Below are 24,752 nucleotides of genomic sequence, written 5' to 3'. Positions count from 1 at the left end.
GTCAGGCGGCGCTTTGGCCGATCATCCGGATGATGTCATGCCCGGCATAAGGCTTGGGCACGAAACGGACTCCGACGGGCAAATGCTCGGCGACATGAAACTGCTCACCGGAAGTGACCACGATCGATACATGGGGATGCGACTGACGGACCCGTGCCGCCAGCGCGGCTCCATCGATCGAGCCGGGCATGGCGACATCCGTGAAAATCGCGCCAATTTCGGGATGGCGATCCAGCGCGAGCAGCGCTTCATCGGCGCTGTCCGCCTGGATCACCACATATCCCGCATCTTCGAAAACGAACTGAACGTGCATCAGCAGAAGCAGTTGATCTTCGACGATTAAAACGGTCGGAGGCATCATATAACGCAAATAAAACCCGGCCGCCCCATTCGTTCCGAATCGGGTGTCATTTGGTCATGTTCGTCACGCGCCGCTGTCGGTCAGCCGCGCGAGCTGCTCTTTCGTCAGGGTCAGACGCATTGCGGGCGTCAGCTCGGACAGCTGTTGCACGCTTGTCGCGCTGGCAATCGGTGCGGTGACGCCCGGTTGCGCCATGAGCCAGGCGAGCGCGACCTGCGCCGGAGTGGCGCCGGTTTCGGCGGCCACCTCGTCAAGCGCCGTCAGCACCGCGCCGCCCTTGCCATGGAGAAGCTCGCCCATCCTTGCACCGCGCACGCTTTGCGACAGATCGGCGTCACTGCGGTATTTGCCGGTCAGGAACCCGGCGGCGAGCCCGTAATAGGGGACGACGCCGATATTTTCCGTGACGCTGTAATCCTGCAACTCGCCCTCGAACTTGTGGCGGCTGACCAGATTATATTCGGGTTGCAGCACATGATAGCGTGGTAGCCCGGCCGCCAACGCCGCCTCATTGGCCGATTTCAGCCGCGCCGCGTGGAAGTTGGACGCGCCGATCACCCGCACCTTGCCCGCCTCGACCAGCCGGGCAAAGGCCTCCATCACCGCGTCCTGCGGCTGATCCTCGTCATCCTGATGCGCGAAATACAGGTCGATCCGGTCGGTGCCCAGCCGCTTGAGCGAGGCCTCCGCCGCCGCCGCGATCCGGGCAGGCGCGAGCTTTTCGCCACCTTCGCCCGGCAGCATCCCCACCTTTGTCGCGATCAGCACCTGGTCGCGCTTGCCGCTGGCCTTCAACCATTCGCCGATCATCGCCTCGGACTCGCCGCCCTGATGGCCGTCGGCCCAGGCGGAATAGACATCGGCCGTATCGATCATCACCCCGCCCTGATCGACAAAGGCGTCGAGCACCGCAAAGCTCGCCGCCCGGTCGGCGGTCCAGCCGAAGACGTTGCCGCCCAGCACCAGCGGCGCGATCATCAGGTCGGTCGAGCCCAGGCGGCGAAGCGGCATGTCGGTCATGGCGTATCAGCTTTCGTTATCGGTGGGATTTCCCTCATCAACGTCCGAAGGCGCCATCGCGTTCAGATCGACCGCATTGGCATCGAGCATCGCGGCGGCTTCGTTCAACTGGCGGTTCTCCTCCTCGCTCAGCCCCGGGGGCTGGTTGTGGGAGGAACAGGCGGCCAGCGTCAGCAGCGCGGCGGTCATCAGGATGCGGGTCATGCGCGCCATCATGGCAAAGCCGCGGGTGGGAGGGGAAGGGGGAACCCGGCGGGCGGGGACGGGCGTTGTTGCCACCGGGTTTTCGGTTACGAGGTCAATGCCATGCTTGCATCGTTCAAAATGGGTCTGGTCGGCGGACAACGCGCGATGACGCCACTGGCGGCTGTGTCGATCGCCGCAGCGCGCGGCCAGTTGCCGGTCGGCAAGGGCGTGCTGCGCTGGCTCGCCAACCCTGTCGTCGCGGCGGGCACGCTGGCGCTGGCGATCGGCGAAATGGCGGGCGACAAGCAGAAGACGGCCCCGGACCGGATCGTCCCGATCGGCCTGGCGGCGCGTTTCACCACATCGGCGATCGCCGGCGCGGCGCTCGCCTCGCCGAAACGTCGCTGGCTGGGCGCGGCGATCGGCGGGGTGACGGCGGTGGTCGCTTCCTATCCCGGCTGGCGCGGACGCATGGCGGCGCTGGGCCGCTATGGCCAGACAAAGACGGGTTTTGCCGAGGATGCTGCGGTGCTGGCAGGTGCGGTGGGCATCGTGCGGGGACGGCGGGGATAAGGGCCGACCGATGTAGCCCCTTCGGGCGCTTAGAATGGCGCAGGGAAGCGCCGGTCTACCCAGACGTGGCTTGGTCGTTGCGAATGAAAGCGCACCTCCGTCACGGTGCGGCCCGGTGTGCCGAGCCAGACCCGGAACCCATTCGGATCAGATGCAATATTCCACGGCGTGAGGCGGGCGAGCGCGGACAGAATTGCCGCTTTATTCATACAAAAGCTGGATGCGGTATCGTCTTCAGTACATGAAATCGTGACATTTTTTCTGCCGGAACGAAGCTTTTCCAACTGCCGAAGAACGGCAAATCCCTGCGCTTCAGAAATGCCGGGGTTCAAGTGTACATAGTTGGCGACCGCGCACCCCGATGGCTTGGGCAACGCTACCTCAGTCGCTCGATAACGATCATAGGGAAGTGCGCTATCCGATTCCTTGCTCTCTTGGGCCTGAAATTTCACGGTCCATTGCTGCCGCGTGCAGCCGAGGGGAGTGGCGACGGGCTGCTCGAACAGACGGGCCTCGACGAGGCCGGGTGGACCCTCAAATGTTGCGCCGAAGCTGGCGAAGGACTCGATGGGCCTGAAATTCTCACCTTTCAAAAGGCGTTCCCCGACCACCGCTGGCGGGAGCCGTTTCGCCTCGCCAAATGTCAGCGCGGTATCAATCTGAATCAGCAACGCCAAAAGGATCATGCCGCCTCCATGCCGATCGTCGCGCGTCGCCGATGCCGGGTCCGGCGATCAGTCCACATCATCACGGCATGTTCGTGTTTCAGGAAGAGCCGGTAATAGCGGGAAACGCCGTCCACTTTTCGTCCGACTTCGCGCTTTCCAGCACCGCCTCGACAAAGGCCATTGTTCGCAATCCCGGCTCCAGCCCGGGAAACCAGGTTGCCTCGCCCAATGCGCCGCCCTCGGCCGGACCACTGTTGCGCAAGGCCCCCGCCACCGCGCGGTAGAGGTTGCCGAACGCCTCGATATAGCCCTCCGGATGGCCAGAGGGGGTGCGCTGGCGGGGCAGGGTGGTGGGGCTGAGGCCCGGCCCTCCGGCGCGGACGATCTCGGCGGGGCGGTCGAGCCAGCGCAGGGCCAGGGTGTTGGGCTCCATCTGCGACCATTCCAGCCCGCCTTTCTCGCCGTGGATGCGCAGGCGCAGGCCATTCTCCTCGCCCGCCGCCACCTGCGTCGCGCGCAACGTGCCGCGTGCGCCATGCTCGAAGCGGAGCAGCACATTGACGTCGTCGTCGAGCATCCGCCCCGCGACATGGGTGGTCACATCCGAAGACAGCGCCTCGACCTTTAATCCCGCGACATGCTCGGCCAGTTGAAAGGCATGGGTGCCGATATCGCCCAGCGCGCCGCCAAGCCCCGCACGCGCCGGGTCGGTGCGCCATTGGGCCTGCTTGTTGCCCTCACGGTCGAGCGGGTTGCTGAGCCAGCCCTGGACATATTCGACATGGACCAGCCGGATGGCGCCGAAATCGCCGCGCGCGACCCGCGCCCGCGCCTCCTCGACCATCGGATAGCCGCTATAGGTGAAGGCCAAGGCATAGAGCTGGCCCGAGTGGCGGGCGGCTTCGGCGATGGCGCGCGCTTCGGCGAGGTTCATCGCCATCGGCTTTTCGCTGAACACCGGGAAGCCCGCGTTCAGCGCCGCGATCGTCATCGGCGCGTGGAGGTGGTTGGGGGTGACGATGGCGACCGCGTCGACCCGCTCGTTATCGGGCCGCGCGCGTTCGTCGGTCAGCAGCGCGTCGATCGAGTCGTGGACGCGGTCGGGGGACAGACCAAGCTGCTCCCCGCTGCGCCGATTGCGTGCCGCGTCGCTGCTGAACGTACCCGCGACCAGCTCCCACTCGCCGTCCAGTGCCGCCGCCATCCGGTGAACGCCGCCGATGAACGCGCCTTCGCCGCCACCCGCCATGGCCAGCCGCAGTTTCCGTCCCGCCATCACCCTCTCCCCTGTCATCCCAATCGCTTATGATGCGATATTCGATGCTTGCATGACATCGGTTTAACGGTAAACTCACACAAGAACCAGCGAGTCTGGGCAAGAAAATTTCGGGAGAGAGTGGATGAGGCAGCTGATCGGGCTGGCCGCCGCCGTGCCGGCTATGGTTGCTGGCGTCTTGGTCGCGCAGGCACCGTCGACCGCGCAGACCGCCCCCGCGGCGGGTGCACAGGCCTTTGCCGCATGCCGGGCCTGTCACACGCTCAACAAAGGCGGGCGCAACGGTGTCGGTCCCAATCTGAACGGTGTGTTCGGGCGACAGGCAGGCACGGTCGCAGGCTTCAACTATTCGCCCGCGATGAAGGCGTCGGGCCTGAAATGGGACGACAAGACCCTCAACGAATTCATCGCCGCGCCGATGAAGAAGGTGCCGGGCACGCGGATGCCGATCGGCGTCGCCGACCCCGCCAAGCGCGCCGCGCTGATCGCCTATCTCAAGGCCGAGACGAGCAAGTGACCATGCGCGGCCCGGGCATCTTCCTGGCGCAGTTCATGGGCGATGCCGCGCCGTTCGACACGCTCGACTCGGCGGCGCGCTGGATGGCGGAGGCGGGCTATGAGGGCGTGCAGATCCCGACCTGGGACGCGCGCTGCATCGACCTGAAACAGGCGGCCGAGAGCCAGGATTATTGCGATGACCTAGCCGGGCGCTGCGCCGAGGCGGGCGTGGCGATCACGGAGCTGTCGACCCATTTGCAGGGGCAGCTGGTCGCGGTCCACCCGGCCTATGACGCGGCCTTCGACGGCTTCGCGCCTGAGGCCGTGCGCGGCAAGCCGGCCGAGCGGCAGGAATGGGCCGTTCAGCAGCTCCATTACGCCGCCAAGGCGAGCCGTCGGTTGGGGCTGAAGGCTCATGCGACCTTCTCCGGCGCGCTGCTCTGGCCCTTCGTCTATCCCTGGCCGCAGCGGCCCGCCGGACTGGTGGCGGAAGGGTTCGCCGAACTCGGCAAGCGCTGGCGGCCGATCCTGGATGCGTTCGAGGAACAGGGCGTCGACCTCTGCTACGAGCTGCATCCGGGCGAGGACCTGCATGACGGTGTGACGTTCGAGCGGTTCCTGGAATCGGTCGGCGGCCATGCCCGCGCCAACCTCCTCTACGATCCCAGCCATTTCGTGTTGCAGGCGATGGATTATCTCCAGTTCATCGACTTCTACCACGACCGCATCCGCATGTTCCACGTCAAGGATGCCGAGTTCAATCCGACCGGCCGTGCGGGTGTCTATGGCAGCTATAGCGACTGGATCGACCGGCCGGGGCGCTTCCGTTCGCTGGGCGACGGGCAGGTCGATTTCGGCGGGATTTTCTCCAAGCTGACCCAATATGGCTATGCCGGTTGGGCGGTGCTCGAATGGGAATGCTGCCTGAAGCATCCCGAGGACGGCGCGCGCGAGGGGGCGCCCTTTATCGCCGCGCATATGATCCGCAGGGCCGAGCGGGCTTTCGACGATTTCGCCGGTGGCGGCGATCCAGCGGCCAATCGGCGCTGGCTGGGACTTTAAGGAATTCAAAGGCTTGACCATCCGCCCCGGAGGGTAAAGTCTGACATAAAATATAAGCGGGAGAGGGGCATGGAAGCGGTACCGGAGAATCGGTCGCGTCTGTTCTGGCTGAGCGTGCTGGCCTTGTTCACGGCCGCCGCGAGTGCGGCCTTGCGCGCGGCGGTGGCGAGCAGCCTGAAAACGCAATGGATTGATCCCATCGCGCCGGTCGAGGCGGGAGAGTTGATCGGGTCGGCCTTGGGCTCGGCATTCCTGGGCTTTGCGGCAACCCTGTTCGTGGCGAGCGCCTTGCTCGATCGGATCGGAGCACGGCAGATGCTGATCGGCTGTGGCCTGTGCTTCCTCGTCGGTACGGCGGCGATCATCGGCGCGGGGTCGGTCGCCAGCGGCATGACCGTCTATCACATCGTCTGGGGCGGGATGCTTCTGAGCGGCATCGGCTGGGGGCTGGCGGAAGCGTCGATCAACCCGCTGACCGCGCGGCTCTATCCGGAAGAGACGACGCACCGGCTGAACGTGCTCCATGCCTGGTATCCCGGCGGGCTGATCGTCGGTGGTCTGGCAGGCGTGCTACTGGCGGAAGTCCTGTCGTGGCAGGCGATCATGGCGCTGGTCCTGATCCCGGCGCTCGGCGTGCTGGTGATGGCGGCGACCACCCACTTCCCGCCGGTCCCACGCGCGGTGCGTGATGTCGGGTTCGGCGGCATGATCGCCGAAGTCTTCAAGCGGCCGAGCTTCTTCGTCTGGTTCGCCGCGATGTTCCTGACCGCCGCGTCCGAACTGGCGCCCGGCCAGTGGCTCGACGTGGCGCTGAGCAGCCGGGTGGGGATGCGCGGCATTCTTCTGCTCGTCTATGTCAGCGCGCTGATGTTCGTATTCCGCCACTTTGCCGGGCGGATCGCGGGGCGGCTGTCCAATCCGGGGCTGCTCTGGGTGTCGAGCCTGATGGCGGGGATCGGGCTGTTCCTGTTGTCGCGCGCGCAGTCGCCGGTCGCGGCGATCCTGGCCTCGACCGTGTGGGGGCTGGGCGTCTGCGCGATGTGGCCGACCATGCTCGCCTCGGTTGCCGAGCGTTATCCGCGCGGCGGCGCCTGGGCGCTGGGGCTGGTCGGGTCGGCGGGGGCGCTGGCGAGCTTCTTCGTGCTCCCGCAGCTGGGCGCGATGTTCGACGCCGCCAAGGTCGAGCTGGCCGGTGGGCCGGAGGCGTTCAAGCGGCTGACCGGCGAAGCGCTGCGCCAGGTCGAGGACGCGGCGGCGTCGCAGTCCTTTGCGCGGCTCGCCATCGTGCCGGTGATCCTGTTGTTCGTGTTCGGCGGCATCTGGCTGGCCGAGCGTCGTCGCCCCCATCGCCCCGTTACGGAGAGTGTCGCATGAGCTGGTCGCGTCGTACCGTGATGGGTGGCCTCGCCGCCGCCGTTCCCGCTGCCGCGCTGGCCGGGCAGAAGGCGCGCCGGTCGTCCAACGCCGCGCGCTTCGCTCTGGGATTCGCACCCCATCTCGGCAGCTTCGCCAGCCGGGGCGACAGCTCGGTCGAGCAGATCGCCTATGCCGCCGATCAGGGTTTCTGGGCGTGGGAAGATAATGAGTATCGCCTTCGCCCGGTGGCCGAGCAGGAGGCGATCGCCAAGGCCCTGCGCGACCGGAAGATGACGATGGGCGTGTTCGTCGCCTCGATGCCCAAATGGTCGGAATCGCGGCCCCTGCTGGGCGGGGACGACGATGCCGAGCGACAGGCTTTCCTGGCAGACGTGACCAGCGCGGTCGATGTCGCCAAGCGGGTCGGCGCGACGCGGATGACGGTCGTGACCGGCTTTATGGACAAGCGGCTTCATCCCGCGATCCAGATGGGGCGGATCATCGATGTGATGCGCCGGGCAGGGGACATCGTGGCGCCGCACGGGATGGCGCTGGTGATGGAGCCGCTCAACACGCGGACCAACCATCCGGGCGTCTTCATGCAGTCGATCGCGGAGGGCTATGCGGTCGCGCGCGGGGCGAACAGTCCGGGCGTGAAGGTGCTCGCCGACCTCTATCACGAGCAGATCCAGTCGGGGAATCTGATCCCGACGATGAAGCTGTGCTGGGACGAGATCGGCTATATCCAGTTCGGCGACAATCCGGGGCGCAACGAGCCGGGCAGCGGCGAGATCAATTACGCCAATGTCTGCCGCTTCCTGAAAGCACAGGGCTATGCCGGGGTGATCGGCATGGAACATGGCAATTCGGTCAAGGGTCGGGCTGGCGAAGACAGGCTGATCGCCGCTTACCGCGCGATCGATCCGACAGCATGAGGAGGGGAGCGATGCGGATGCTACCGTTGATGGCGCTGGCCGTGGCGAGCGGCGCTGTCGGCCAGGACAAGCCGGGTATGGGCTTTCGCGACACGCCGATGCTGCCCGGTGGCAAATGGCATGTCCATGATCCTGACCGGCCCGCGCCGACGGTCGTGACCCCCGCCGCGCAGCCCGGCGGCGCGCCGTCCGATGCGGTGGTGTTGTTCGACGGGCGTTCGATGGATGCCTGGACGCCCAGCGGTAAGCCGTGGCTGCTTCAGAGTGGCGTGATGACCGTGCCACCACGCGACGGCAAGGGCGAGAGCGTGCTGGTGTCGAAGCAGAGCTTCGGCGATGTCCAGCTTCACCTGGAATTCCGTTCGCCCAACCCGCCGCAAAAATCGTCACAGGATCGCGGCAATAGCGGCATCTGGTTCATGCAGCGCTACGAGGTGCAGATCCTCGACGGCTATAACAACCCAACCTATGCCGATGGGCAGGTCGGTGCGGTCTATGCCTGGAAGCCGCCGCTGGTGAACGCCGCGCGCAAGCCCGGCGAGTGGCAGAGCTATGACATCATCTTCGAACGGCCACGCTTCGCGGCGGACGGCAAGCTGCTGCGTCCTGCCTATGTCACCGCGCTGCTGAACGGCGTCGTGGTGCAGAACCATCAGGCGATGCTCGGCACCACCATCTGGCGGCAGGTCGAGAAATACCAGGCGCATGGCGATGCCGCGCCGATCCAGCTTCAGGATCACGACTCGCCCGTCTCGTTCCGCAATATCTGGGTCCGACCGTTGCCGCCCGAGGCGATTGCGCAGGACCTGCCGGAGGATGCCCGATGACCCCCCATATCGACCGCAGACACGCTTTGGCGGGGATCACCGCCATGTTCGGCTCCACGCTGTTCGCCCCCATCGCGCGGGCGGCGGGCGCGGTGGAGCAGGCGCGCGGCGCTGTCCCCGTCATCTCGGACGGACCACCCAGCGTCGCGGTCTTCACTCCCGTCCAGCGCGCGACGATGACCGCGCTGGCGGAGCGGGTGCTGCCCACCACCGACACGCCCGGCGCGGTCGCGGCCGGGGTGCCTGCGTTCATCGAGAAGATGCTGGCCGACTGGGCGCTGCCCACCGACCGGGTGCCAATCATCGCCGGGCTGAACGCGATCGAGGCGCGTAGCCAGAGCGTTAACAAGATGGCCGCCGCCAAGGCGAGCGCAGCGCAGCAGGACACGCTGCTGACCGAGGCGATGGAGGGCGTGCTGCCCGAAGGCCGCGCCTTCTTCGAGCCGTTCCGCCAGCTGGTCATCACCGGCTATTACACGTCGGAAATCGGCATCACGCAGGAACGCGAATATCTGCCGGTGCCCGGCCAATATGACGGCGCCTATCCCTATTCCAAGGTCAACAAGGTGTATTCGGCATGATCGATCGTCGTTCGCTGATGGGCGCGGGGCTGGGGCTTGGCGCGGCGGCGCTGCTGCCGGGCGAGGCGCAGGCCGCGCAGCTCGGCGCCATCGGGTTGCAGCTCTACACGATCCGCGAACTGTTCGCGGCCGATCCGGTCAAGACATTGGAGGCGGTGGCCAAGATCGGCTATCGCGAGGTGGAATATGGCGGGGGCGGTTATGACGCGATGGACCATGCCATGCTCCGCCGCACGCAGGACCGGCTGGGGCTGAAGGCGCCGTCGATCCATGTTCCCTATGACTCGCTGCTCGGCAAGTTCGACGCCTGTGTGACCATGGCGAAGACTTTGGGCGCGGACACGGTCGTCCTGCCCTACATGACCGACGAGCATCGGACCGAGGCGGGCTGGAACGCCGCGCTGCCCAATTTCAATCGCTTCGCCGAAGGATTGAAGAAGGCGGGGCTGGACTTCGCCTATCACAATCATGATTTTGAATTCACCGTTAAACCCGGCGGCGTCAGCCTGTACGAGCGGCTGCTGAAGGCGACCGACCCCAAGCTCGTGAATCTGGAGATCGACCTGTACTGGGCGATCCATGCGGGCGAGGATGCCGCCGCGCTGATCCGGCGGCTGGCCGGACGCATCTATGCCTATCACGTCAAGGATGCGCGCGCCGATGGCAGCATGACGGCGGTCGGCGCGGGCAAGATCGATTTCGCGTCGCTCTTCAAGCTCAACGGCCTTGCGGGCGTGAAGCATTTCTATGTCGAGAACGACCAGGCGCCTGCGCCCTATCTGCCCGACATCACGACCAGTTACCGGACGCTGCGCGCGCTTCGATTCTAAACATACGAAAAGCATAGGGAGGACAGCCATGGCGGCGACGAACCGTTTCGACGCGATCGTGATCGGGTCGGGGATCAGCGGCGGTTTCGCCGCCAAGGAACTGACCGAAAAGGGCCTGCGCGTCCTGATGCTCGACCGGGGTGTCATGGTCGAGCATGGCGAGGGCTATCCTTATGACGGCAAGCCGCCGTTCGAGGTGCCCGCGCGCAACATCATGCCCAAGACCTTGGTGGAGAGCGATTATTTCATAGCCAAACAGGGCTATGTCGCGCCCAGCAACCAGAAATTCTACAATGATGACCGGCTGAACCCCTATGCCTATGACGAGGGGAGCAAATTCTACTGGATCAGGCCCGGTGCGGTCGGCGGCAAGTCGCTGATCTGGGGGCGCTGGTCGTTCCGCTGGAGCCCGGACGATTTCGACGCGAACAAGCGGGAGGGCGTCGCTGCCGACTGGCCGATCCGCTATGACGATGTCGAGCCGTGGTACGCTTATGTCGAAAAATATATCGGCGTGTCGGGCTCGCGCGAGAACCTGCCCTATCTTCCCGATAGCGAGTTCCAGCCGCCGATCCCGATGAACGTGGCGGAGAAGTGGCTGAAGGAGCGGCTGGAAAACCAGTTTCCGGGCCGCAAGCTGATCCATACCCGCTTGTCCAACATGACCGAGGACAAGCCCGATCAGAACCGCACCAAATGCCAGTTCCGCAACCAGTGCGGCAATGGCTGTTCGTTCGGCGCCTATTTCTCGACGCAGGCCGTCACGCTGCCCGCCGCGCGCGCGACCGGGCGGCTCACCCTGCAATCCGATGCGGTGGTGACGGGGATCGACTATGATCCTGCCAGAAAGAAGGTCACCGGCGTTCGCTATGTGGATGCCAAGACCGGACAGGCGCAGACGGTCGCCGCCAATCTCGTCTTCGTCTGCGCCTCGGCCATGGCATCGGTGCAGATCCTGATGAACTCGCGCGCGCCTGGCGCGGAACGGAGCCATTTCGACAGCAGCGGGACGCTGGGCCGTTATGTCATGGACCATATCTTCCGCGTCGGCGTATCGGGTGAAATTCCGGGCATGGACGACTTGATCGAATATGGTCGTCGTCCGGGTGGGGTCTATGTCCCGCGCTTCCGCAATCTGAAGGGCGACGAAGGGCTCGGCTTCCGGCGCGGCTATGGCTATCAGGGCTCGGCCTATCGCAACGCCGCCAAGCCGGTCGGATTCGGGGCGGAGATGAAGCACGGAATGCGTCGCTATGGCCCGTGGCAGTTCAGCATGGGCGCGTTCGGCGAATGCCTGCCCTATGAGGATAACCGCGTCTCGCTACACCCCAGCAAGGTTGACCGCTTCGGGGTGCCGCTGATGAAATTCGACGTGACCTTCCGCGAGAATGAATTGAGGATGATGGCGGATGCCCGGCGTGAAGGCGAGGCGATGTTGCGAGCGGCGGGGTTGAAGAACGTCACCAGCGGCGAGCAGGAGCATGTGCCCGGCGACGCGATCCATGAAATGGGCGGCGCGCGCATGGGGGCGGACCCGCGCACCTCGGTCCTCAACAAATGGAGCCAGGCGCATGACGCCTCGAATCTCTATGTCACCGATGGGGCGCAGATGACGTCGGTGTCTTGCGTGAACCCCTCACTCACCTTCATGGCGCTGACCGCACGGGCGGCCGATCATGCGGTCAAGGGACTGAAGGCGGGGGCGGTCTGAGGTTGGAGGCCATCGGGTTGATTTGGGAAAAGTCCCTCCCCTTCAGGGGAGGGGCTGGGGTGGGGCCTCACCAAGCGCGTCACGCCCGCGGAAGCGCCCCACCCCCGACCCCTCCCCTGAAGGGGAGGGGGGATTTCCTTTGACCTCGCCCACCGCAAAGCCCTCCATCCCCACCAAGCGCCCGGAGGGCATCACCATCCGCGCAGTCGGCGAGCGGGCGGGGGTGTCGGCGATGACCGTGTCCAACGTCATCAACGGCGCAGGGAGGGTCAGCCCCGCGACGCGTGCGGCCGTGCTCGCCGCGATCGAGGCGCTGGGCTATGTCCCCAATGTTGCGGCGCGGCGGCTGGCCAAGGCGCGGGCGACGACGCTGGGCCTGCTGTACAGCGACAAGGGCACGCCGTTCATCGACTCGATCCTGTTGGGCGCGCTACGGGCGAGCAATGCGCGCGGGTTGCAGTTCATCGCACGAGGGGAGGAAGCGCTAACGCGCGAAGCGGCCGAGGCGGCGCTGCGTTCGCTGGTGCAGAGCGGCGCGGCGGCGGTGCTGCTGCTGCCGCCCTTTGCCGAATTGCTGAGCGGGTCCGGGCTGTTCGAGGACCTGGGCGTCGCGGCGGCGGCCATCGCGACCGGGCAGGCGATGCCCGACATGGCGACGGTGCGGATCGACAATCGCGCGGCGATGGCGGCGATGACCGCCCATGTCGCGCGCGCCGGGCATCGCCGCATCGGCTTTCTGGCGGGGCCGCAGCACTTCTCGGTCGCCGACGAACGGCTGGCCGGGTTTCGTGACGGGCTGGCGGCGAGCGGGCTGGCCTATGACCCTGTGCTGGTCGTTCGTGCCGGGTTCGATCCGCCGGCGGGCGCGGCGGCTGGGCGGACGTTGCTGGATCTGCCCGATCGGCCGAGCGCCATCCTGTGTAGCAGCGACGACATGGCGGCGGGGCTGATCGGCGAGGCGCAGCGCATGGGGCTGCGCCTGCCCGACGAACTGGCGGTCACGGGGTTCGACGATACCGCGATCGCGGCCCGGCTCTGGCCGCCGCTGACCGTGATCCGCCAGCCGGTCGGCGACATGGCCTTCCGCGCGGTCGAGCAGGTGTTGGCGGCGCTGCGCTCGCGGACGGTGGAGGACCGGGTGGTGGATTTCGAGCTGGTGGTGCGGGAGTCGGTGGGGCTCACATAACCCCCACCTCGTTTCGCACTGAGCGAAGTCGAAATGCACGCCCCGGACCATGCCGCGGGGTTTCCCCTTGGCCTTCGACTTCGCTCAGGCTGAACGGGGGTGGGGATGGCCCCGGTTGATAACATCTCCTGTCCCCCGGCGGAGGCCAGGGTCCAGGCTCCATCAAGTATGTGCGGCGGACGACGAGGCGGGGAGGCCAATCCAGCCCGCCTTCGATCGTTCATCGCAACTGGACCCCGGCCTTCGCCGGGGAACAGAAGAGCGGCAAAACCTTACCCCGTGCGCCCATATTCCGCGATCAGCGCCACCTCTTCGGGATCGCCGAGCACCACGCCGACGCGCTGGTGCAGGCCGACGGCCTCGACCTCCATGATCGGGATCGCCCCGTCGATCGCCGCGCCGCCCGCCTGTTCGATCAGGAAGCTCATCGGGTTCGCCTCATAGAGCAAACGCAGCTTGGCCTTGCCGTCCTTGCGGTGGTCGCCCGGATAGAGGAACACGCCGCCGCGCTTCAGGATGCGGTGGACGTCCGCCACCATGGAGGCGGTCCAGCGCATATTGTAGTCCTCGCCGAGCGGCCCCTCGGTGCCGAGGATGCGTTCCTCGATATAGCGGGCGATGCCGGGCGACCATTGGCGGCGGCGCGCCATGTTGATCGCGAATTCCTTCGTGCCGGTGGGCACGCGCATCGGCCCGTCGGTCAGCCGCCACGATCCGATCTCGCGGTCGAGCGTGAACTCATAGACGCCGGTGCCGACCGTCAGCACCAGCAGCGTCTGCGGCCCGTAAATGGCATAGCCCGCCGCCACCTGCGCGCGGCCCGGCTGGAGGAAATCGGCCTCGGTGACTTCGCGGCCCGCGCAATCCTCGGGCGCGCGCAGGACCGAGAAGATGGTGCCGACCGACAGGTCGACATCGACATTGCTCGACCCGTCGATGGGATCGAACAGCAGCAGATATTCGCCGCGCGGGAAGCGGTTGGGAATGCGGTGGATCGTCTCCATCTCCTCCGACGCCATCGCGGCCAGGTGTCCGCCCCATTCATTGGCGTCGAGCAGCAGATCGTTGGCGATCACGTCCAGCTTCTTCTGGACCTCGCCCTGCACATTCTCGCTGCCCAACGATCCCAGGACGTCGCCCAGCGCGCCCTTGGAAATCGCCTGGTTCACCGCCTTGCAGGCGCGGGCGACGGTTTCGATCAGCAGGCGCAGTTCGGCGGGGCAGGTTTCTTCGGAGCGGCGCTGCTCCTCGATCAGGAAACGGGTCAGCGTCGTCTGGCGCGGGGTCGTCATCGTCGGACATGCTCCGGGAAAGGCCGGTGGATGATCGGCCCCGCGGGCTCCCTCCCGCCGGGCCAAGCCATGGTGGCGGGGCGGACCATGGACTGGCCATCGGCCTCACGCAACCTGACGTTAAGCAAAGCTGGCGCTTTATGGGACCGTAGCAAATCTGTTATATCCTAGTCCGCAAATGGGATATGGTGGAGGTCGGAGGATCGCTTATGACGACCGGACGGCTGATGACGCAAACCCCCGCGCCGGGTCATGCCCCGACGGGCATTGACGGCATCGTATCGGCGCTTCGCACCGCCCGGCATGGTTGGCGGGAGCGGCAGGATGCAGGCCGCGATGTCGAGCGTTTCCCCTCGCGCAGCGGCGTGGAGGATGTCGTCGCGCTGGTCGCCGCCGCGCTCTATCCGCGCCGCCTGGGCCATTTCCGCGGGGCTGCGCAGGAGGAGGATCGCTTCGTCGCTGCCAAGCTGCTCGCCGCGCTGACCGCGTTGGAGCGGGAGATCGGGGCGGAACTCGCCTATTGGCAGAAGGATGTCGATGCCGACTTTCCGCCCGAGCAGGCGGCTTTGGTCGCGCGGCTGTTTGGCGCGACCCTGCCGCAGGTGCGCGAGCTGATCGACAGCGATGTCGAGGCGGCCTTTCTGGCCGATCCCGCCGCGCGCAGCGTCGACGAAATCCTGCTCTGCTATCCGGGTGCCATCGCCAGCCTGCACCACCGCATCGCGCATGAGCTGAACGCGCTGGGCGCGCCGATCGTCGCGCGGATGATCTCCGAACTCGCCAATGAGCGCACCGGCATCGACATTCATCCGGGCGCGACCATCGGGCGGCATTTCTTCATCGACCATGGGACCGGCGTGGTCGTCGGCGAAACCGCGATCATCGGTGAGCGGGTGCGCGTTTATCAGCATGTGACGCTGGGCGCGCGCTCGGCGCTGGGCACCGCGCCTCGTTCGCCGCGCGACCGTTTCGCGCGTCATCCCATCGTCGAGGATGATGTCATTATCTATGCGGGGGCGACGATTTTGGGCCGAGTGAGGATCGGGACACGATCGGTGATCGGGGGCAATGTCTGGCTGTTGACCGATGTCGAGCCGGACAGCGTGCTCGTCCAGCCCGAGGCATTGGCTCTGCCGCGCGCAGAGGGTCGTGCGTTGCGGCAGGAACTGGAGGGGACGGCATGAAGCAGGAGGGCAGGCCGGTCATCGGGCTGATGTGCGGGAACGAGGTAGCCAACCGCCCGATTCAGGCGGTCGCGACGCGCTTCGTCGATCCGTTGGTCCAGCTGTGCGGGGCGAGTGTGGTGATCGTGCCCGCCGTGCCCGAGGCCGTCGACACCACGCTGATGGCCGACATGCTTGACGGGTTGCTGCTGACCGGCGGGCGTTCGCATGTCGCACCCGTGCAATATGGCGGCTGCGCCGAACTCGCGCCGCAAGCGTGCGACCCGCAGCGGGACTCGGTCGCCCTGGCGTTGGCCGGGCGAATGATCGAACGCGGCAAGGCAGTGTTCGGCATTTGCCGGGGAATGCAGGAAATCAACGTGCTGTTCGGCGGCTCGCTGACCTGCCTGGGGGGACGACCGCGCCATCATCGCGGGTCGTGGGAGGGCGATTACGACACGCTGTTCGGCCATCACCACCCGGTCGACCTGATGCCCGGCGGCGCGCTGGCCGGGCGCAGCGGGCATCGCCGGGTCGAGGTCAATTCGGTGCATCAGCAGGGCGTCGACCGGCTGGGCTACGGCCTGGTGGTGGAAGCGCGTGACGCCGAGGACGGGCTGATCGAGGCATTCCGCGCGCCCGGTTGCGGTGCCGATGTACTGGCGGTGCAATGGCACCCCGAATGGGACATCGCAACCTGCGGCGTGGCACGCGGCTTCTTCACCTTGCTGGGCGAGTCGGTGGGCGGTCGCGCCTGATCGGGGCTCCGCATTCCATCATTGCCTTCGTTCGTCCTACCCTCCAGCGACGGGTCATGCCGTCCGATAGCGCTTGCCTTCGACCTTGCTGTCGCCGTAGAGTCGCGCTCATAAAATAAGACTTTCATGGAGAAGGAGCCGTGATGACGGTAATCCGAGCCGGACAGCTTAAGCGAGGACATGACTGATGGCCCTGCCTGTCGATCTATCCTCCGCCGCCCCGGCCGGGCGGGGCGCGGACGGTGCAGGCCATGGCGGCACGGTTGCGCGCGTCTATCTGCCCGCGCTGGTCATCACGGTCAGTCTCTTTTTCCTCTGGGGAATGGCCAATAATCTCAACGACATCCTGATCGCGCAATTCCGCAAGGCCTTCACGCTCAGCGATTTCGGGACCAGCTTCGTCCAGCAGGTCTTCTATCTCGGCTATTTTCTGCTCGCGGTGCCCGCCTCGATGGTGATGCGCCGTTATGGCTATAAGGCCGCGATCGTGCTGGGGCTGACGCTCTATGGCACCGGCGCGCTGCTCTTCTATCCGGCCGCGGCGGCGAGCATGTACCAGCTGTTCCTGCTCGGCCTGTTCGTCATCGCGGCGGGCCTCGCCTTTCTCGAGACTTCGGCCAATCCCTTGATGGGCGAGCTCGGCGATCCATCGGGCGCGACGCGGCGGCTCAACTGGGCGCAGGCGGCCAATCCGCTGGGCGCGATCACGGGCGTCCTGATCGGGCGCTTCTTCATCCTGTCGGGCATCGAGCATGACGAGCAGGCGCTCGCCACGATGGACGCCGCCGCCCGCACCGCCTTCTACAAGGCAGAGGTGCAGGCGATCGCACCGCCCTATGTCGCGATCGCGGTCGTCGTGCTGCTGTTCGCGCTGGCCGCCGCGCTGGTCCGCTTCCCCACCGGCGCGCCGGTTCGGGCGGAGGAGCAGGGGCGCAGCGGGCGTTTCGTCGACGTGTTCCGCCAGCCGCGCCTGCTGGGCGCGGTCGTCGCGCAGTTTTTCTATGTCGGCGCGCAGGTTGGCGTGTGGAGCTACACGATCCGTTATGGCCAGGCCAATGTCGGCCTTGCCGAGCGGGACGGGGCGGACGCGTTGCTCCTGTCGCTCGTCCTGTTCGCGGCGGGGCGTTTCCTGGGCAGCGCGCTGATGGGCCGGGCGGCGCCGGTCAAGCTGTTGGCGCTGTTTGCCGGGATCTCGGTGCTGCTGACCGCCGTGGCAGGCGTGCTGGGCGGATGGCCGGGGCTGATCGCGCTGGTTGCGGCGAGCTTCTTCATGTCGATCCAGTTCCCGACGATCTTCGCCCTGGGTATCGAGGGGCTGGGGCCGCTGCGCCGGGCGGGCGCGTCGCTGATCGTGATGGCGATCATCGGCGGCGCGGGTCTGACCGCACTCATGGGCTTGGTGTCCGACCATGCTGGCATTACCAGCGCGATGCTGGTCCCGACCGTGAGCTTCATGGTCGTGACGATTTTCGCCCTGATGATGGGGCGCCGTAAGGAGATGAATGGATGAACCGTCTGCAGGGTAAGCGGGCGATCGTGACGGGTGCCGGACAGGGGATCGGTCGTTCCGCCGCCGAGCTGTTCGCGGCGGAAGGCGCGCAGGTGATTGCCGTCGACCGCAATGCCGAGGCGCTGGCCAGCCTTCAGGGCTGCACGACCGAGATTCTCGACCTTACCGATCCGGCCGCGATCGCGGCGTTCGGTGAGCGGACGGGCGCGATGGACGTGCTGTTCAACTGTGCCGGCTATGTCGATGCGGGCGACCTGCTGGCGACGCAGGACGCAGGCTACCGGCTGTCCTTCGACCTGAACGTCCATGCGATCACCCATATGCTCCAGGCATTCCTGCCCGCCATGATCGCGCAGGGGCGCGGCTCGATCGTCAACATGTCCTCGGTCGCAGGCGCGTTGATCGGCGTGCCCAACCGCTATGCCTATTGCGCGTCGAAGGGCGCGGTGGCGGGGATCACCCGTTCGGTCGCGCTCGATTATGTCGGCAAGGGCATTCGCTGCAACGCGATCTGCCCCGGCACCGTCCAGTCGCCCAGCCTCGACGAGCGTCTGGCCGCGACCGGCGATGCCGAGGCGGCACGCGCTGCGTTCGTGGCGCGTCAGCCCATGGGACGGCTGGGCAAGGCCGAGGAGGTTGCCGCGCTCGCCCTCTATCTCGCGTCGGACGAGAGCGCCTATACGACCGGCCAGATGCACGCCATCGACGGCGGATGGACGATGGCGTGACGGACACGCGGCCGCCCTTTGTCGACGCGCATTTCCACCTGTGGGATCATGGCGTGCTGCGCTACCCATGGCTGGATGCGCCCGAGACGACGCCGATCGCCGCGACCTATCGCATCGCCGATTACCGGGCGGAGCTGGCGGCCTGGAATCTCGTCGGGGCGGTGCATGTCGATGCGGGCGCGGATCCCGATCAGGGCGTGGACGAGACCCTCTGGTTGAACCAGGTCGCCGATGCGGGCGGGCTACCGGACGCTATCATCGCTCGGGTCGAGCTGGATCATCCGGCGGTCGAGCCGCAACTGGCGTGGCAGGCGGCGCAGCCCCGGGTGAAGGGCATTCGCCACCTGATCAACTGGCATCCGACCGATCCGGGCCGCCGCGCCTATGACCATGACCTGACTTGCGATCCCCGCTGGCGAGCCGGTTATGCGCTGCTCGGTCGTCATGGCCTGAGCTTCGACTTTCACGGCTTTCCGGCGCAGTTATCCGGTCTGACTGAGGTGGCGGAGCAGCATCCCGAGGTGCCGGTCATCCTCAACCACCTGGCGTTGCCCATTCCGACGGACGGGCTGGAGGAATGGCGTGCCGGACTGATCGCCTTCGCCGCCATGCCCCATGCCGCGATCAAATTGTCGGGCGCAGGCTTTATCGGGCCGCGCTTCGATCCCGTCGGTTTCGCCGACATCGTGGCCGAGGTGATCGAGCGTTTCGGCACGGACCGGGTGATGGTCGCGACCAACTTTCCGACCGACCGGCTCGCCGCCGATCTCGACCGGACGCTGGGCGCCTATGAGGCCCTGCTGACCGGATTCTCCGATGACGAGCGGCGCGAGCTGTGGGGGCGCAATGCCAACCGAATTTATCGACTGGGCCTGAACCTGTGACCGATATTCCGCGCCGGATGGTGGGCCAGACGGGCTGCGTGCTTCCCGAACTGGGCTTTGGCGCGGCGGCGATGGGCAATCTCTATGCCGCGATCGACGATGCCAGCGCTGCCGCGACGCTGGACGCTGCGCTGTCGGCGGGTTTCCGCTATTTCGACACCGCGCCGCATTATGGCCGGGGCCTGAGCGAGCGCCGGCTGGGCGACGCGGTGCGCGGTCGGCAGGACGTCATCGTCTCGACCAAGGTCGGGCGGCTGATGGACCCGGACGCCAGCATCACCGACGACCGCGAGCGTGACGGCTTCCATACCGCCATGCCGTTCCGTCCGCGCTACGACTATAGCTATGACGGCATCATGCGCAGCCATGAGCACAGCCTGCAACGGCTGGGGCTGGCGCGTGCCGACATCCTGTTCGTCCATGACATCGGCCGGGTCACGCATGGCGAGGCGGATGCGCGCTATCGCGAACAGCTGATCGCGGGCGGCGGCTTCCGGGCGCTGGAGAGCTTGCGCGATCAGGGCGCGATCTCGGGCTTCGGGCTGGGCGTGAACGAGGTCGAGGTTTGCCTGGACCTGATGGACGCCACGCGGTTCGACGTGATCCTGCTTGCCGGACGCTACACACTGCTCGAACAGGGCGCGCTCGATGCGCTGTTCCCCGCCTGTACGGCGGCGGGCACCTCGATCGTGGTCGGTGGTCCCTATAATAGCGGCATCCTGGCAACCGGCAGTGCGGCCGCCGGGCGCTATAATTACGCGCCAGCGCCCGAGGCGGTGCTGGCCAAGGTCCGCGCAATGGAGGCGGTGGCCGCGCGCCACCACGTCTCGCTGCCCGCCACCGCGCTCGCCTTCGTGCTGGCCCATCCTCTGGTCGCCAGCGTCATTCCCGGAATTGCCGATCCGCAACAGGTATCCGACACGATGCGACTTTACGCCGAGCCTATCCCGTCCGCCTTCTGGGCGGAGCTGCGTGCCGAGGGGCTCGTCCGCCCCGACGCGCCTTTGCCGGGAGAGGGCGCATGAGTGTCGCCGCCATCCGCCTGACCCCGACCGACAATGTCGCCGTCTGCTGCCGCACGGTCGAGCCGGGCGAGCATATCATGGTCGATGGCCATGATCTGACCGTCACTGAACGCGTCGCGCTGGGTCACAAGCTGGCGGTCGTGCCGCTGGCGACCGGTGACAAGGTCATCAAATACGGCATGCCCATCGGGTCGATGACCCATGACGCGCCCGCCGGTGGCTGGGTTCATATGCACAATATGCAAAGCGATTATATCCCTGCGCATCTGCGCGACGCCCACGGAGATCACGCATGACCACGGAGATGACCGGGCGGACCTGGCAGGCTTGGGCACGCCCTGATGGTCGCAAGGGCATTCGCGATGCGATCGTCGTCGTCTATCTGGTCGAATGCGCGCACCATGTCGCGCGCCGCATCGTCGAGAAGATGGACGATCCGCGCGTGCAGCTGATCGGCTTTCCCGGCTGCTATCCCAATGACTATGCGCTGGCGATGATGAAGGCGCTGACGACGCACCCCAATGTCGGCGGTGTCGTGCTGCTGTCGCTGGGCTGCGAGAGCTTCAACCGCGAGGCGCTGGCCGCTAACGCGCGCGAGCAGGGACGTCCGGTCGAGACGATCGTCATCCAGCAGTCGGGCGGCACGCGCGGCGCGATGGAGGCGGGAATCGCCGCCGTCGAGCGGGTTCGCGCGGCGGCCGATGCGCAAGCCGTGCGCGTGCCGATGACCCTGTCGGAACTGGTGATCGGCACCATCTGCGGCGGGTCGGACGGGACCAGCGGCATCACCGGCAACCCGGCGGTCGGCCGGGCCTTCGACACGCTCTATGATGCGGGCGCGATCTGCATCTTCGAGGAAACCGGCGAGATGATCGGGTGCGAAGGCCATATGGCCGAGCGCGCCGCGACGCCGGAGGTGGCGCAGGACCTGATCGCTTCGGTCGCGCAGGCCGAGCGTTATTACCGGGCGATGGGCTATGGTAGCTTCGCACCGGGCAATGCCGAGGGCGGCCTGACCAGCCAGGAAGAGAAGTCGGCAGGCGCCTATGCCAAGTCGGGCAGCCGTCCGATCACCGGCGTGATCCTGCCCGCCGAACAGGCGCCGGGGCCGGGACTGTATCTGCTCGACGTGGTGCCCGCGGGCGACCCGAAGTTCGGCTTCCCCAACATCGTCGACAATGCCGAGATCGGCGAGCTGATCGCGTGCGGCGCGCATATCAACCTGTTCGTGACCGGGCGCGGCTCGGTGGTCGGCTCGGCCATCTCGCCGGTCATCAAGATCGCCGCCAATCCGGAAATGTATGCCCGGATGGAAGGCGACATGGACGTGAACGCCGGTCGCATCCTCTATGGCGACGCGACGCTGGACGAGGTGGGGGCCGAGATCGTCGACCTGATCGTCGCGGTGTCGGGCGGCTCGCAGACCAAGTCGGAAGCGCTGGGGCATCAGGAGTTCGTCCTGACCTACAAGGCGGCGGGCGCGAAGGGGCCGGGCTGTCTGCCGCAGGCGGCGTGAGCTGAAGGGCAGGATAACACTGGGTTGATCCAAGCCGAGCCCCCCTGACGGGGGGCAGGCTGATGTCATCCCACGCTAACGCCCCGCAAACCCCGTTCGCATTGGGCGACGTCGAAATGCCCGTCTCGGACCTTGCGGTCGAGGAATGCCTTGGCCTTCTACTTCGCCGCCAAGGCGCGCAGTTCGGGCATGGCGACCGTCTCGCCAGCACTATCGACCCAGCGGACGAAGCCGCCGACCCGCTTTTCGATCTTCGCGGCGTGCCCCTGAAATATGTCCGCCAGCCGGTGGTCGAGAAACGGATTGGCGAAGCGGTCCAGCGTGGTCGCGATATAGTCCCGCGCTTCGTCTGCCATGCCGCGTGCGGCAAAGCCCGGGAGCACTTCCTCGGCCATTACCCGTTCCAGCGCCGCGCGCGTATCGGGATCGGCTAGCGCCACGCGGACGGTCTGATCCGCCGCGCCGCCGCCCGCATGCCAGCGTGCCGCCAGCCAACTATGGCCGAGATTGAGGATGTGCAGCTTCAGCCGCTCATAGCGATCCAGATTGTCGGTCAGGACGATGTCGGGATGGGTGAAGGGCAGGATCAGCCCGGGCTGGCGCTCGATCGCCCAGAGCGCATAGGGCTCGGCCACCGCGCCTGCGGGCGAGAGCGGCTCGCTGACGATGCGATCGACCAGCGTATTGGCCCAGAGGCAGTCGCGCTCCAGCCAGTTGAGAAAGGCGGCCTCGCGGCCCTGACCCTGCGCCAGCCCATGGATCGCGGCGCGCAACATGTCGCCGTTGCGCACCACCAGTTCGCATGGCAGCAGCGTGATCGCCGCGCCCCCGGCCTGCCAGCGCCGATGCAGCAATTCGGTCAGCATTCCGCAAAAGCTCGCCGGCACCTGGCCCTTGGCAGGCGCGGTCCGGTCGTCATCGGGGATGGCATAGCCGCTGTCGCCGGTGTTGGAGACGATATGCGTCGCCGCCCCGACCGCCAGCTCGACCAGCCGATCCCAGTCGCCCGCAGCGCTCAGTCCCTCGCGCACGCTGCGCACTTGAACGGTCCGCTCATCGCGTTGACCATCGCGCAGGCCGCGCAGAATAACGGGGAAACCCGCCGGGTCGGCAAAGCCCGCCAGCCGCCGGGCGCGCTCGGGATCGCGGGTGGTCTGGACGATGGCGATCGGCGGCACCACCTGCCCGCCGGTGCGGGCTTCCTCGGCGAACAGGTCGACATGCGCCTGCAGGAAGCGGCTGGTGCCGAATTGCAGGATCACCGGTGCCTCGCTCATTGTGCGTCGAGCGTGAAGATGCGGTCCATGCCCACCCATTTCTGGCCCGGTTCGGCGTGCGGCAGCACTTTCTGGAAACGATCCATCGCCGCTTCCCATTTGGCGTCGACGGCCGCCAGTTCGGACGGAATGGCGCGGGGGAAATCGTCGGCAACCTCTGCGATCATGAACAACCGGTCGGCGGTGCGCCAAATCTCCATCGCCAGGAACCCCTTGGCCCGGATGGCCTGGGTTACTTCGGGCCAGGCGGCGCCCGGCGCATGGGCCTTTTCATAGGCGGCGATCAGATCGGCATCGGCAACCAGATCAAGCGCAAAACACAGGCGTCGGGCCAATGGGGCCTCCTCTCCAAAATGGCTGGTGCCGATCGTAACGCCCCAGCGTGTCCCGCAATGTTTTAGCGTTCCCATTTCTCCGGTTCAATGGCATATGTGAGAGCAAGATCGCATATGGGAATCTGGAGAGGTCGCTATGAAGGCACTGGTCTGTGTCGAGCCGCAGGAAATCCGGGTAGAGGATCGACCGGTACCGTTGCGGGGAGAGGGCGAGGTCCTGATCCGGATGCGTCGCGCCGGAATCTGCGGCACCGACTATCATATCTATGGCGGCAAGCATCCGTTCCTCGAATATCCCCGGTTGATCGGGCATGAGTTGGCCGGTGAAATCGCCGAGGTGCCCGAGGGTTCGGCCTTCACGGTCGGGCAGGTGGTGACGATCAACCCCTATATCGCGTGTGGCACGTGCCGAGCCTGTCGTCGCGGCAAGCCCAATTGCTGCGCACGTATCAGCGTGCTGGGCGTCCATGCCGATGGCGGGATGTGCGAACAGCTGGCGGTGCCCGAAAGCGCGGTGATCGACGCCGCCGGGCTGTCGCTGGACCAAGCCGCGATGGTCGAGTTCCTGGCAATCGGCGCTCATGCGGTGCGCCGCGCGGGCGTGGCGAGGGGCGAAAGCGTGGCCGTGATCGGGGCCGGGCCGATCGGCATCGCGGTCGCGCTGTTTGCACGGATCGCGGGTGCGGGGCGGATCGTGCTGGCCGACATGCGCGCGCCGCGCCTGGCCTATGCCCGCGACCATCTGGGTTTCGAGGAGGGCGTGGTCGCCGACGACGCGCTGGGCGCGACGCTGGCCGAGATGACCTCGAGCGAGATGTTCGACCATGTATTCGACGCGACCGGCAACATCCATGCCATGCGCGCCGGGCTGAACTGGGTCGCGCATGGCGGCAGCTATACGCTGGTCGGCGTGTGCAAGGACGATCTGATCTTCCCGGACCCCGAATTCCACAAGCGTGAGACGACGCTGATCGCCAGCCGTAACGCGCTGTCGGTCGATTTCGACCATGTCATCGCCAGTATCCGCAGCGGCGCGGTGCCGACCGACGCGATCCGCACGCACAGCCTGACCCTGGACGAAGCGCCGCAGCGTCTGCCCGAATTGATCGCGGAGGCGGATTCGGTACTGAAGGCGATCATCACCATCTCCTGAGCGGCCGGCCTCCGCGTCTGGCGACATCTCTTGCCCAGTAG

General features: G+C 66.5%; 27 protein-coding genes. 19 read left to right on the top strand and 8 right to left on the bottom strand.

Features of this window, described 5'->3' with window-relative positions; genetic code table 11:
* Position 1: 1 nt before the first annotated feature.
* From GGR45_RS10480 to GGR45_RS10470, 3 genes are all read right to left on the bottom strand, one after another.
* Complete coding sequence (locus GGR45_RS10480; RefSeq protein WP_175312615.1) at positions 2–361, bottom strand: response regulator; 360 nt, start codon at positions 359–361, stop codon at positions 2–4.
* A 63-nt stretch (positions 362–424) separates the two neighbouring features.
* Complete coding sequence (locus GGR45_RS10475) at positions 425–1,381, bottom strand: aldo/keto reductase (RefSeq protein ID WP_175312574.1); 957 nt, start codon at positions 1,379–1,381, stop codon at positions 425–427.
* 6 nt (positions 1,382–1,387) lie between these two features.
* On the bottom strand, positions 1,388–1,585 hold the full coding sequence (locus tag GGR45_RS10470) for a hypothetical protein (RefSeq protein ID WP_175312575.1): 198 nt from the start codon (positions 1,583–1,585) through the stop codon (positions 1,388–1,390).
* Positions 1,586–1,687: 102 nt separating this feature from the next.
* Here GGR45_RS10470 and GGR45_RS10465 point away from each other — a divergent pair, with 102 nt between their 5' ends.
* The gene (locus GGR45_RS10465; protein ID WP_175312576.1) at positions 1,688–2,140 is read left to right on the top strand and encodes a DUF4126 family protein; all 453 of its coding nucleotides are present in this window, start codon (positions 1,688–1,690) and stop codon (positions 2,138–2,140) included.
* A 29-nt stretch (positions 2,141–2,169) separates the two neighbouring features.
* Here GGR45_RS10465 and GGR45_RS10460 read toward each other — a convergent pair whose 3' ends face one another.
* Together GGR45_RS10460 and GGR45_RS10455 are read right to left on the bottom strand one after the other, a co-directional pair.
* A complete protein-coding gene (locus GGR45_RS10460) occupies positions 2,170–2,826 on the bottom strand; it encodes a hypothetical protein (protein WP_175312577.1) in 657 nt (218 codons plus the stop codon).
* A gap of 79 nt (positions 2,827–2,905) precedes the next feature.
* A complete protein-coding gene (locus tag GGR45_RS10455) occupies positions 2,906–4,084 on the bottom strand; it encodes a Gfo/Idh/MocA family protein (protein WP_175312578.1) in 1,179 nt (392 codons plus the stop codon).
* Positions 4,085–4,208: 124 nt separating this feature from the next.
* Between GGR45_RS10455 and GGR45_RS10450 the strand changes: the two genes are divergently transcribed.
* From GGR45_RS10450 to GGR45_RS10410, 9 genes are all read left to right on the top strand, one after another.
* Positions 4,209–4,601 carry a c-type cytochrome gene (locus GGR45_RS10450; RefSeq protein ID WP_246358161.1) on the top strand — a complete coding sequence of 131 codons (393 nt, stop codon included), beginning with the start codon at positions 4,209–4,211 and terminating at the stop codon, positions 4,599–4,601.
* 2 nt (positions 4,602–4,603) lie between these two features.
* The gene (locus GGR45_RS10445; protein WP_175312579.1) at positions 4,604–5,644 is read left to right on the top strand and encodes a sugar phosphate isomerase/epimerase family protein; all 1,041 of its coding nucleotides are present in this window, start codon (positions 4,604–4,606) and stop codon (positions 5,642–5,644) included.
* Between the two features lie 69 nt (positions 5,645–5,713).
* Positions 5,714–7,018 carry an MFS transporter gene (locus GGR45_RS10440; RefSeq protein WP_175312580.1) on the top strand — a complete coding sequence of 435 codons (1,305 nt, stop codon included), beginning with the start codon at positions 5,714–5,716 and terminating at the stop codon, positions 7,016–7,018.
* On the top strand, positions 7,015–7,935 hold the full coding sequence (locus tag GGR45_RS10435; RefSeq protein ID WP_175312581.1) for a hydroxypyruvate isomerase family protein: 921 nt from the start codon (positions 7,015–7,017) through the stop codon (positions 7,933–7,935). Before GGR45_RS10440 ends, GGR45_RS10435 begins: the two co-directional genes overlap by 4 nt.
* Positions 7,936–7,952: 17 nt before the next feature.
* The gene (locus tag GGR45_RS10430; protein WP_175312617.1) at positions 7,953–8,762 is read left to right on the top strand and encodes a 3-keto-alpha-glucoside-1,2-lyase-like domain-containing protein; all 810 of its coding nucleotides are present in this window, start codon (positions 7,953–7,955) and stop codon (positions 8,760–8,762) included.
* Complete coding sequence (locus GGR45_RS10425; protein ID WP_175312582.1) at positions 8,759–9,343, top strand: gluconate 2-dehydrogenase subunit 3 family protein; 585 nt, start codon at positions 8,759–8,761, stop codon at positions 9,341–9,343. Before GGR45_RS10430 ends, GGR45_RS10425 begins: the two co-directional genes overlap by 4 nt.
* Positions 9,340–10,173: a sugar phosphate isomerase/epimerase family protein gene (locus GGR45_RS10420; protein ID WP_175312583.1), complete on the top strand. Its 834-nt coding sequence runs from the start codon at positions 9,340–9,342 to the stop codon at positions 10,171–10,173. Before GGR45_RS10425 ends, GGR45_RS10420 begins: the two co-directional genes overlap by 4 nt.
* A gap of 28 nt (positions 10,174–10,201) precedes the next feature.
* The gene (locus GGR45_RS10415; protein WP_175312584.1) at positions 10,202–11,884 is read left to right on the top strand and encodes a GMC family oxidoreductase; all 1,683 of its coding nucleotides are present in this window, start codon (positions 10,202–10,204) and stop codon (positions 11,882–11,884) included.
* A 139-nt stretch (positions 11,885–12,023) separates the two neighbouring features.
* A complete protein-coding gene (locus GGR45_RS10410; RefSeq protein WP_217498058.1) occupies positions 12,024–13,070 on the top strand; it encodes a LacI family DNA-binding transcriptional regulator in 1,047 nt (348 codons plus the stop codon).
* A 272-nt stretch (positions 13,071–13,342) separates the two neighbouring features.
* Here GGR45_RS10410 and GGR45_RS10405 read toward each other — a convergent pair whose 3' ends face one another.
* Positions 13,343–14,362, bottom strand: coding sequence for a class 1 fructose-bisphosphatase (locus GGR45_RS10405; protein WP_175312585.1), 1,020 nt, complete (start codon positions 14,360–14,362; stop codon positions 13,343–13,345).
* A gap of 227 nt (positions 14,363–14,589) precedes the next feature.
* Here GGR45_RS10405 and epsC point away from each other — a divergent pair, with 227 nt between their 5' ends.
* The 8 genes from epsC (at position 14,590) to GGR45_RS10365 (ending at position 21,946) form a co-directional block, all read left to right on the top strand.
* Positions 14,590–15,546 carry a serine O-acetyltransferase EpsC gene (epsC, locus tag GGR45_RS10400; RefSeq protein ID WP_175312619.1) on the top strand — a complete coding sequence of 319 codons (957 nt, stop codon included), beginning with the start codon at positions 14,590–14,592 and terminating at the stop codon, positions 15,544–15,546.
* Entirely contained in the window at positions 15,543–16,283 is a 741-nt protein-coding gene (locus GGR45_RS10395; protein ID WP_175312586.1) for a gamma-glutamyl-gamma-aminobutyrate hydrolase family protein, read from the top strand. Before epsC ends, GGR45_RS10395 begins: the two co-directional genes overlap by 4 nt.
* Positions 16,284–16,470: 187 nt before the next feature.
* The gene (gene fucP, locus GGR45_RS10390; protein ID WP_175312587.1) at positions 16,471–17,793 is read left to right on the top strand and encodes an L-fucose:H+ symporter permease; all 1,323 of its coding nucleotides are present in this window, start codon (positions 16,471–16,473) and stop codon (positions 17,791–17,793) included.
* On the top strand, positions 17,790–18,521 hold the full coding sequence (locus GGR45_RS10385; protein WP_175312588.1) for an SDR family oxidoreductase: 732 nt from the start codon (positions 17,790–17,792) through the stop codon (positions 18,519–18,521). The genes fucP and GGR45_RS10385 overlap by 4 nt, the downstream gene beginning before the upstream one ends.
* Positions 18,518–19,405, top strand: a complete 888-nt coding sequence (locus GGR45_RS10380; RefSeq protein ID WP_285161315.1) for an amidohydrolase family protein — start codon at positions 18,518–18,520, stop codon at positions 19,403–19,405. The genes GGR45_RS10385 and GGR45_RS10380 overlap by 4 nt, the downstream gene beginning before the upstream one ends.
* Positions 19,402–20,430, top strand: coding sequence for an aldo/keto reductase (locus GGR45_RS10375; protein WP_285138887.1), 1,029 nt, complete (start codon positions 19,402–19,404; stop codon positions 20,428–20,430). The genes GGR45_RS10380 and GGR45_RS10375 overlap by 4 nt, the downstream gene beginning before the upstream one ends.
* Entirely contained in the window at positions 20,427–20,726 is a 300-nt protein-coding gene (locus GGR45_RS10370; RefSeq protein ID WP_175312590.1) for a UxaA family hydrolase, read from the top strand. The genes GGR45_RS10375 and GGR45_RS10370 overlap by 4 nt, the downstream gene beginning before the upstream one ends.
* Complete coding sequence (locus tag GGR45_RS10365) at positions 20,723–21,946, top strand: UxaA family hydrolase (protein WP_175312591.1); 1,224 nt, start codon at positions 20,723–20,725, stop codon at positions 21,944–21,946. The genes GGR45_RS10370 and GGR45_RS10365 overlap by 4 nt, the downstream gene beginning before the upstream one ends.
* Positions 21,947–22,104: 158 nt before the next feature.
* Here the strand turns inward: GGR45_RS10365 and GGR45_RS10360 are convergent, their stop codons facing one another.
* Together GGR45_RS10360 and GGR45_RS10355 are read right to left on the bottom strand one after the other, a co-directional pair.
* Positions 22,105–23,223 (bottom strand): mannitol dehydrogenase family protein, encoded by a 1,119-nt coding sequence (locus GGR45_RS10360; RefSeq protein ID WP_175312592.1) that lies wholly within the window; start codon positions 23,221–23,223, stop codon positions 22,105–22,107.
* Entirely contained in the window at positions 23,220–23,558 is a 339-nt protein-coding gene (locus tag GGR45_RS10355) for an L-rhamnose mutarotase (protein ID WP_246358159.1), read from the bottom strand. Before GGR45_RS10355 ends, GGR45_RS10360 begins: the two co-directional genes overlap by 4 nt.
* Before the next feature lie 136 nt (positions 23,559–23,694).
* Here GGR45_RS10355 and GGR45_RS10350 point away from each other — a divergent pair, with 136 nt between their 5' ends.
* Complete coding sequence (locus GGR45_RS10350; protein WP_175312594.1) at positions 23,695–24,711, top strand: zinc-binding alcohol dehydrogenase family protein; 1,017 nt, start codon at positions 23,695–23,697, stop codon at positions 24,709–24,711.
* The last annotated feature ends 41 nt before the right edge of the window (positions 24,712–24,752 follow it).

The organism is Sphingomonas zeae (assembly GCF_014197135.1).
Classification (GTDB): Bacteria; Pseudomonadota; Alphaproteobacteria; order Sphingomonadales; family Sphingomonadaceae; genus Sphingomonas; species Sphingomonas zeae.
Note: the sequence above shows the minus strand (reverse complement) of the source record. Positions and strands in the feature narration are given on the sequence as shown.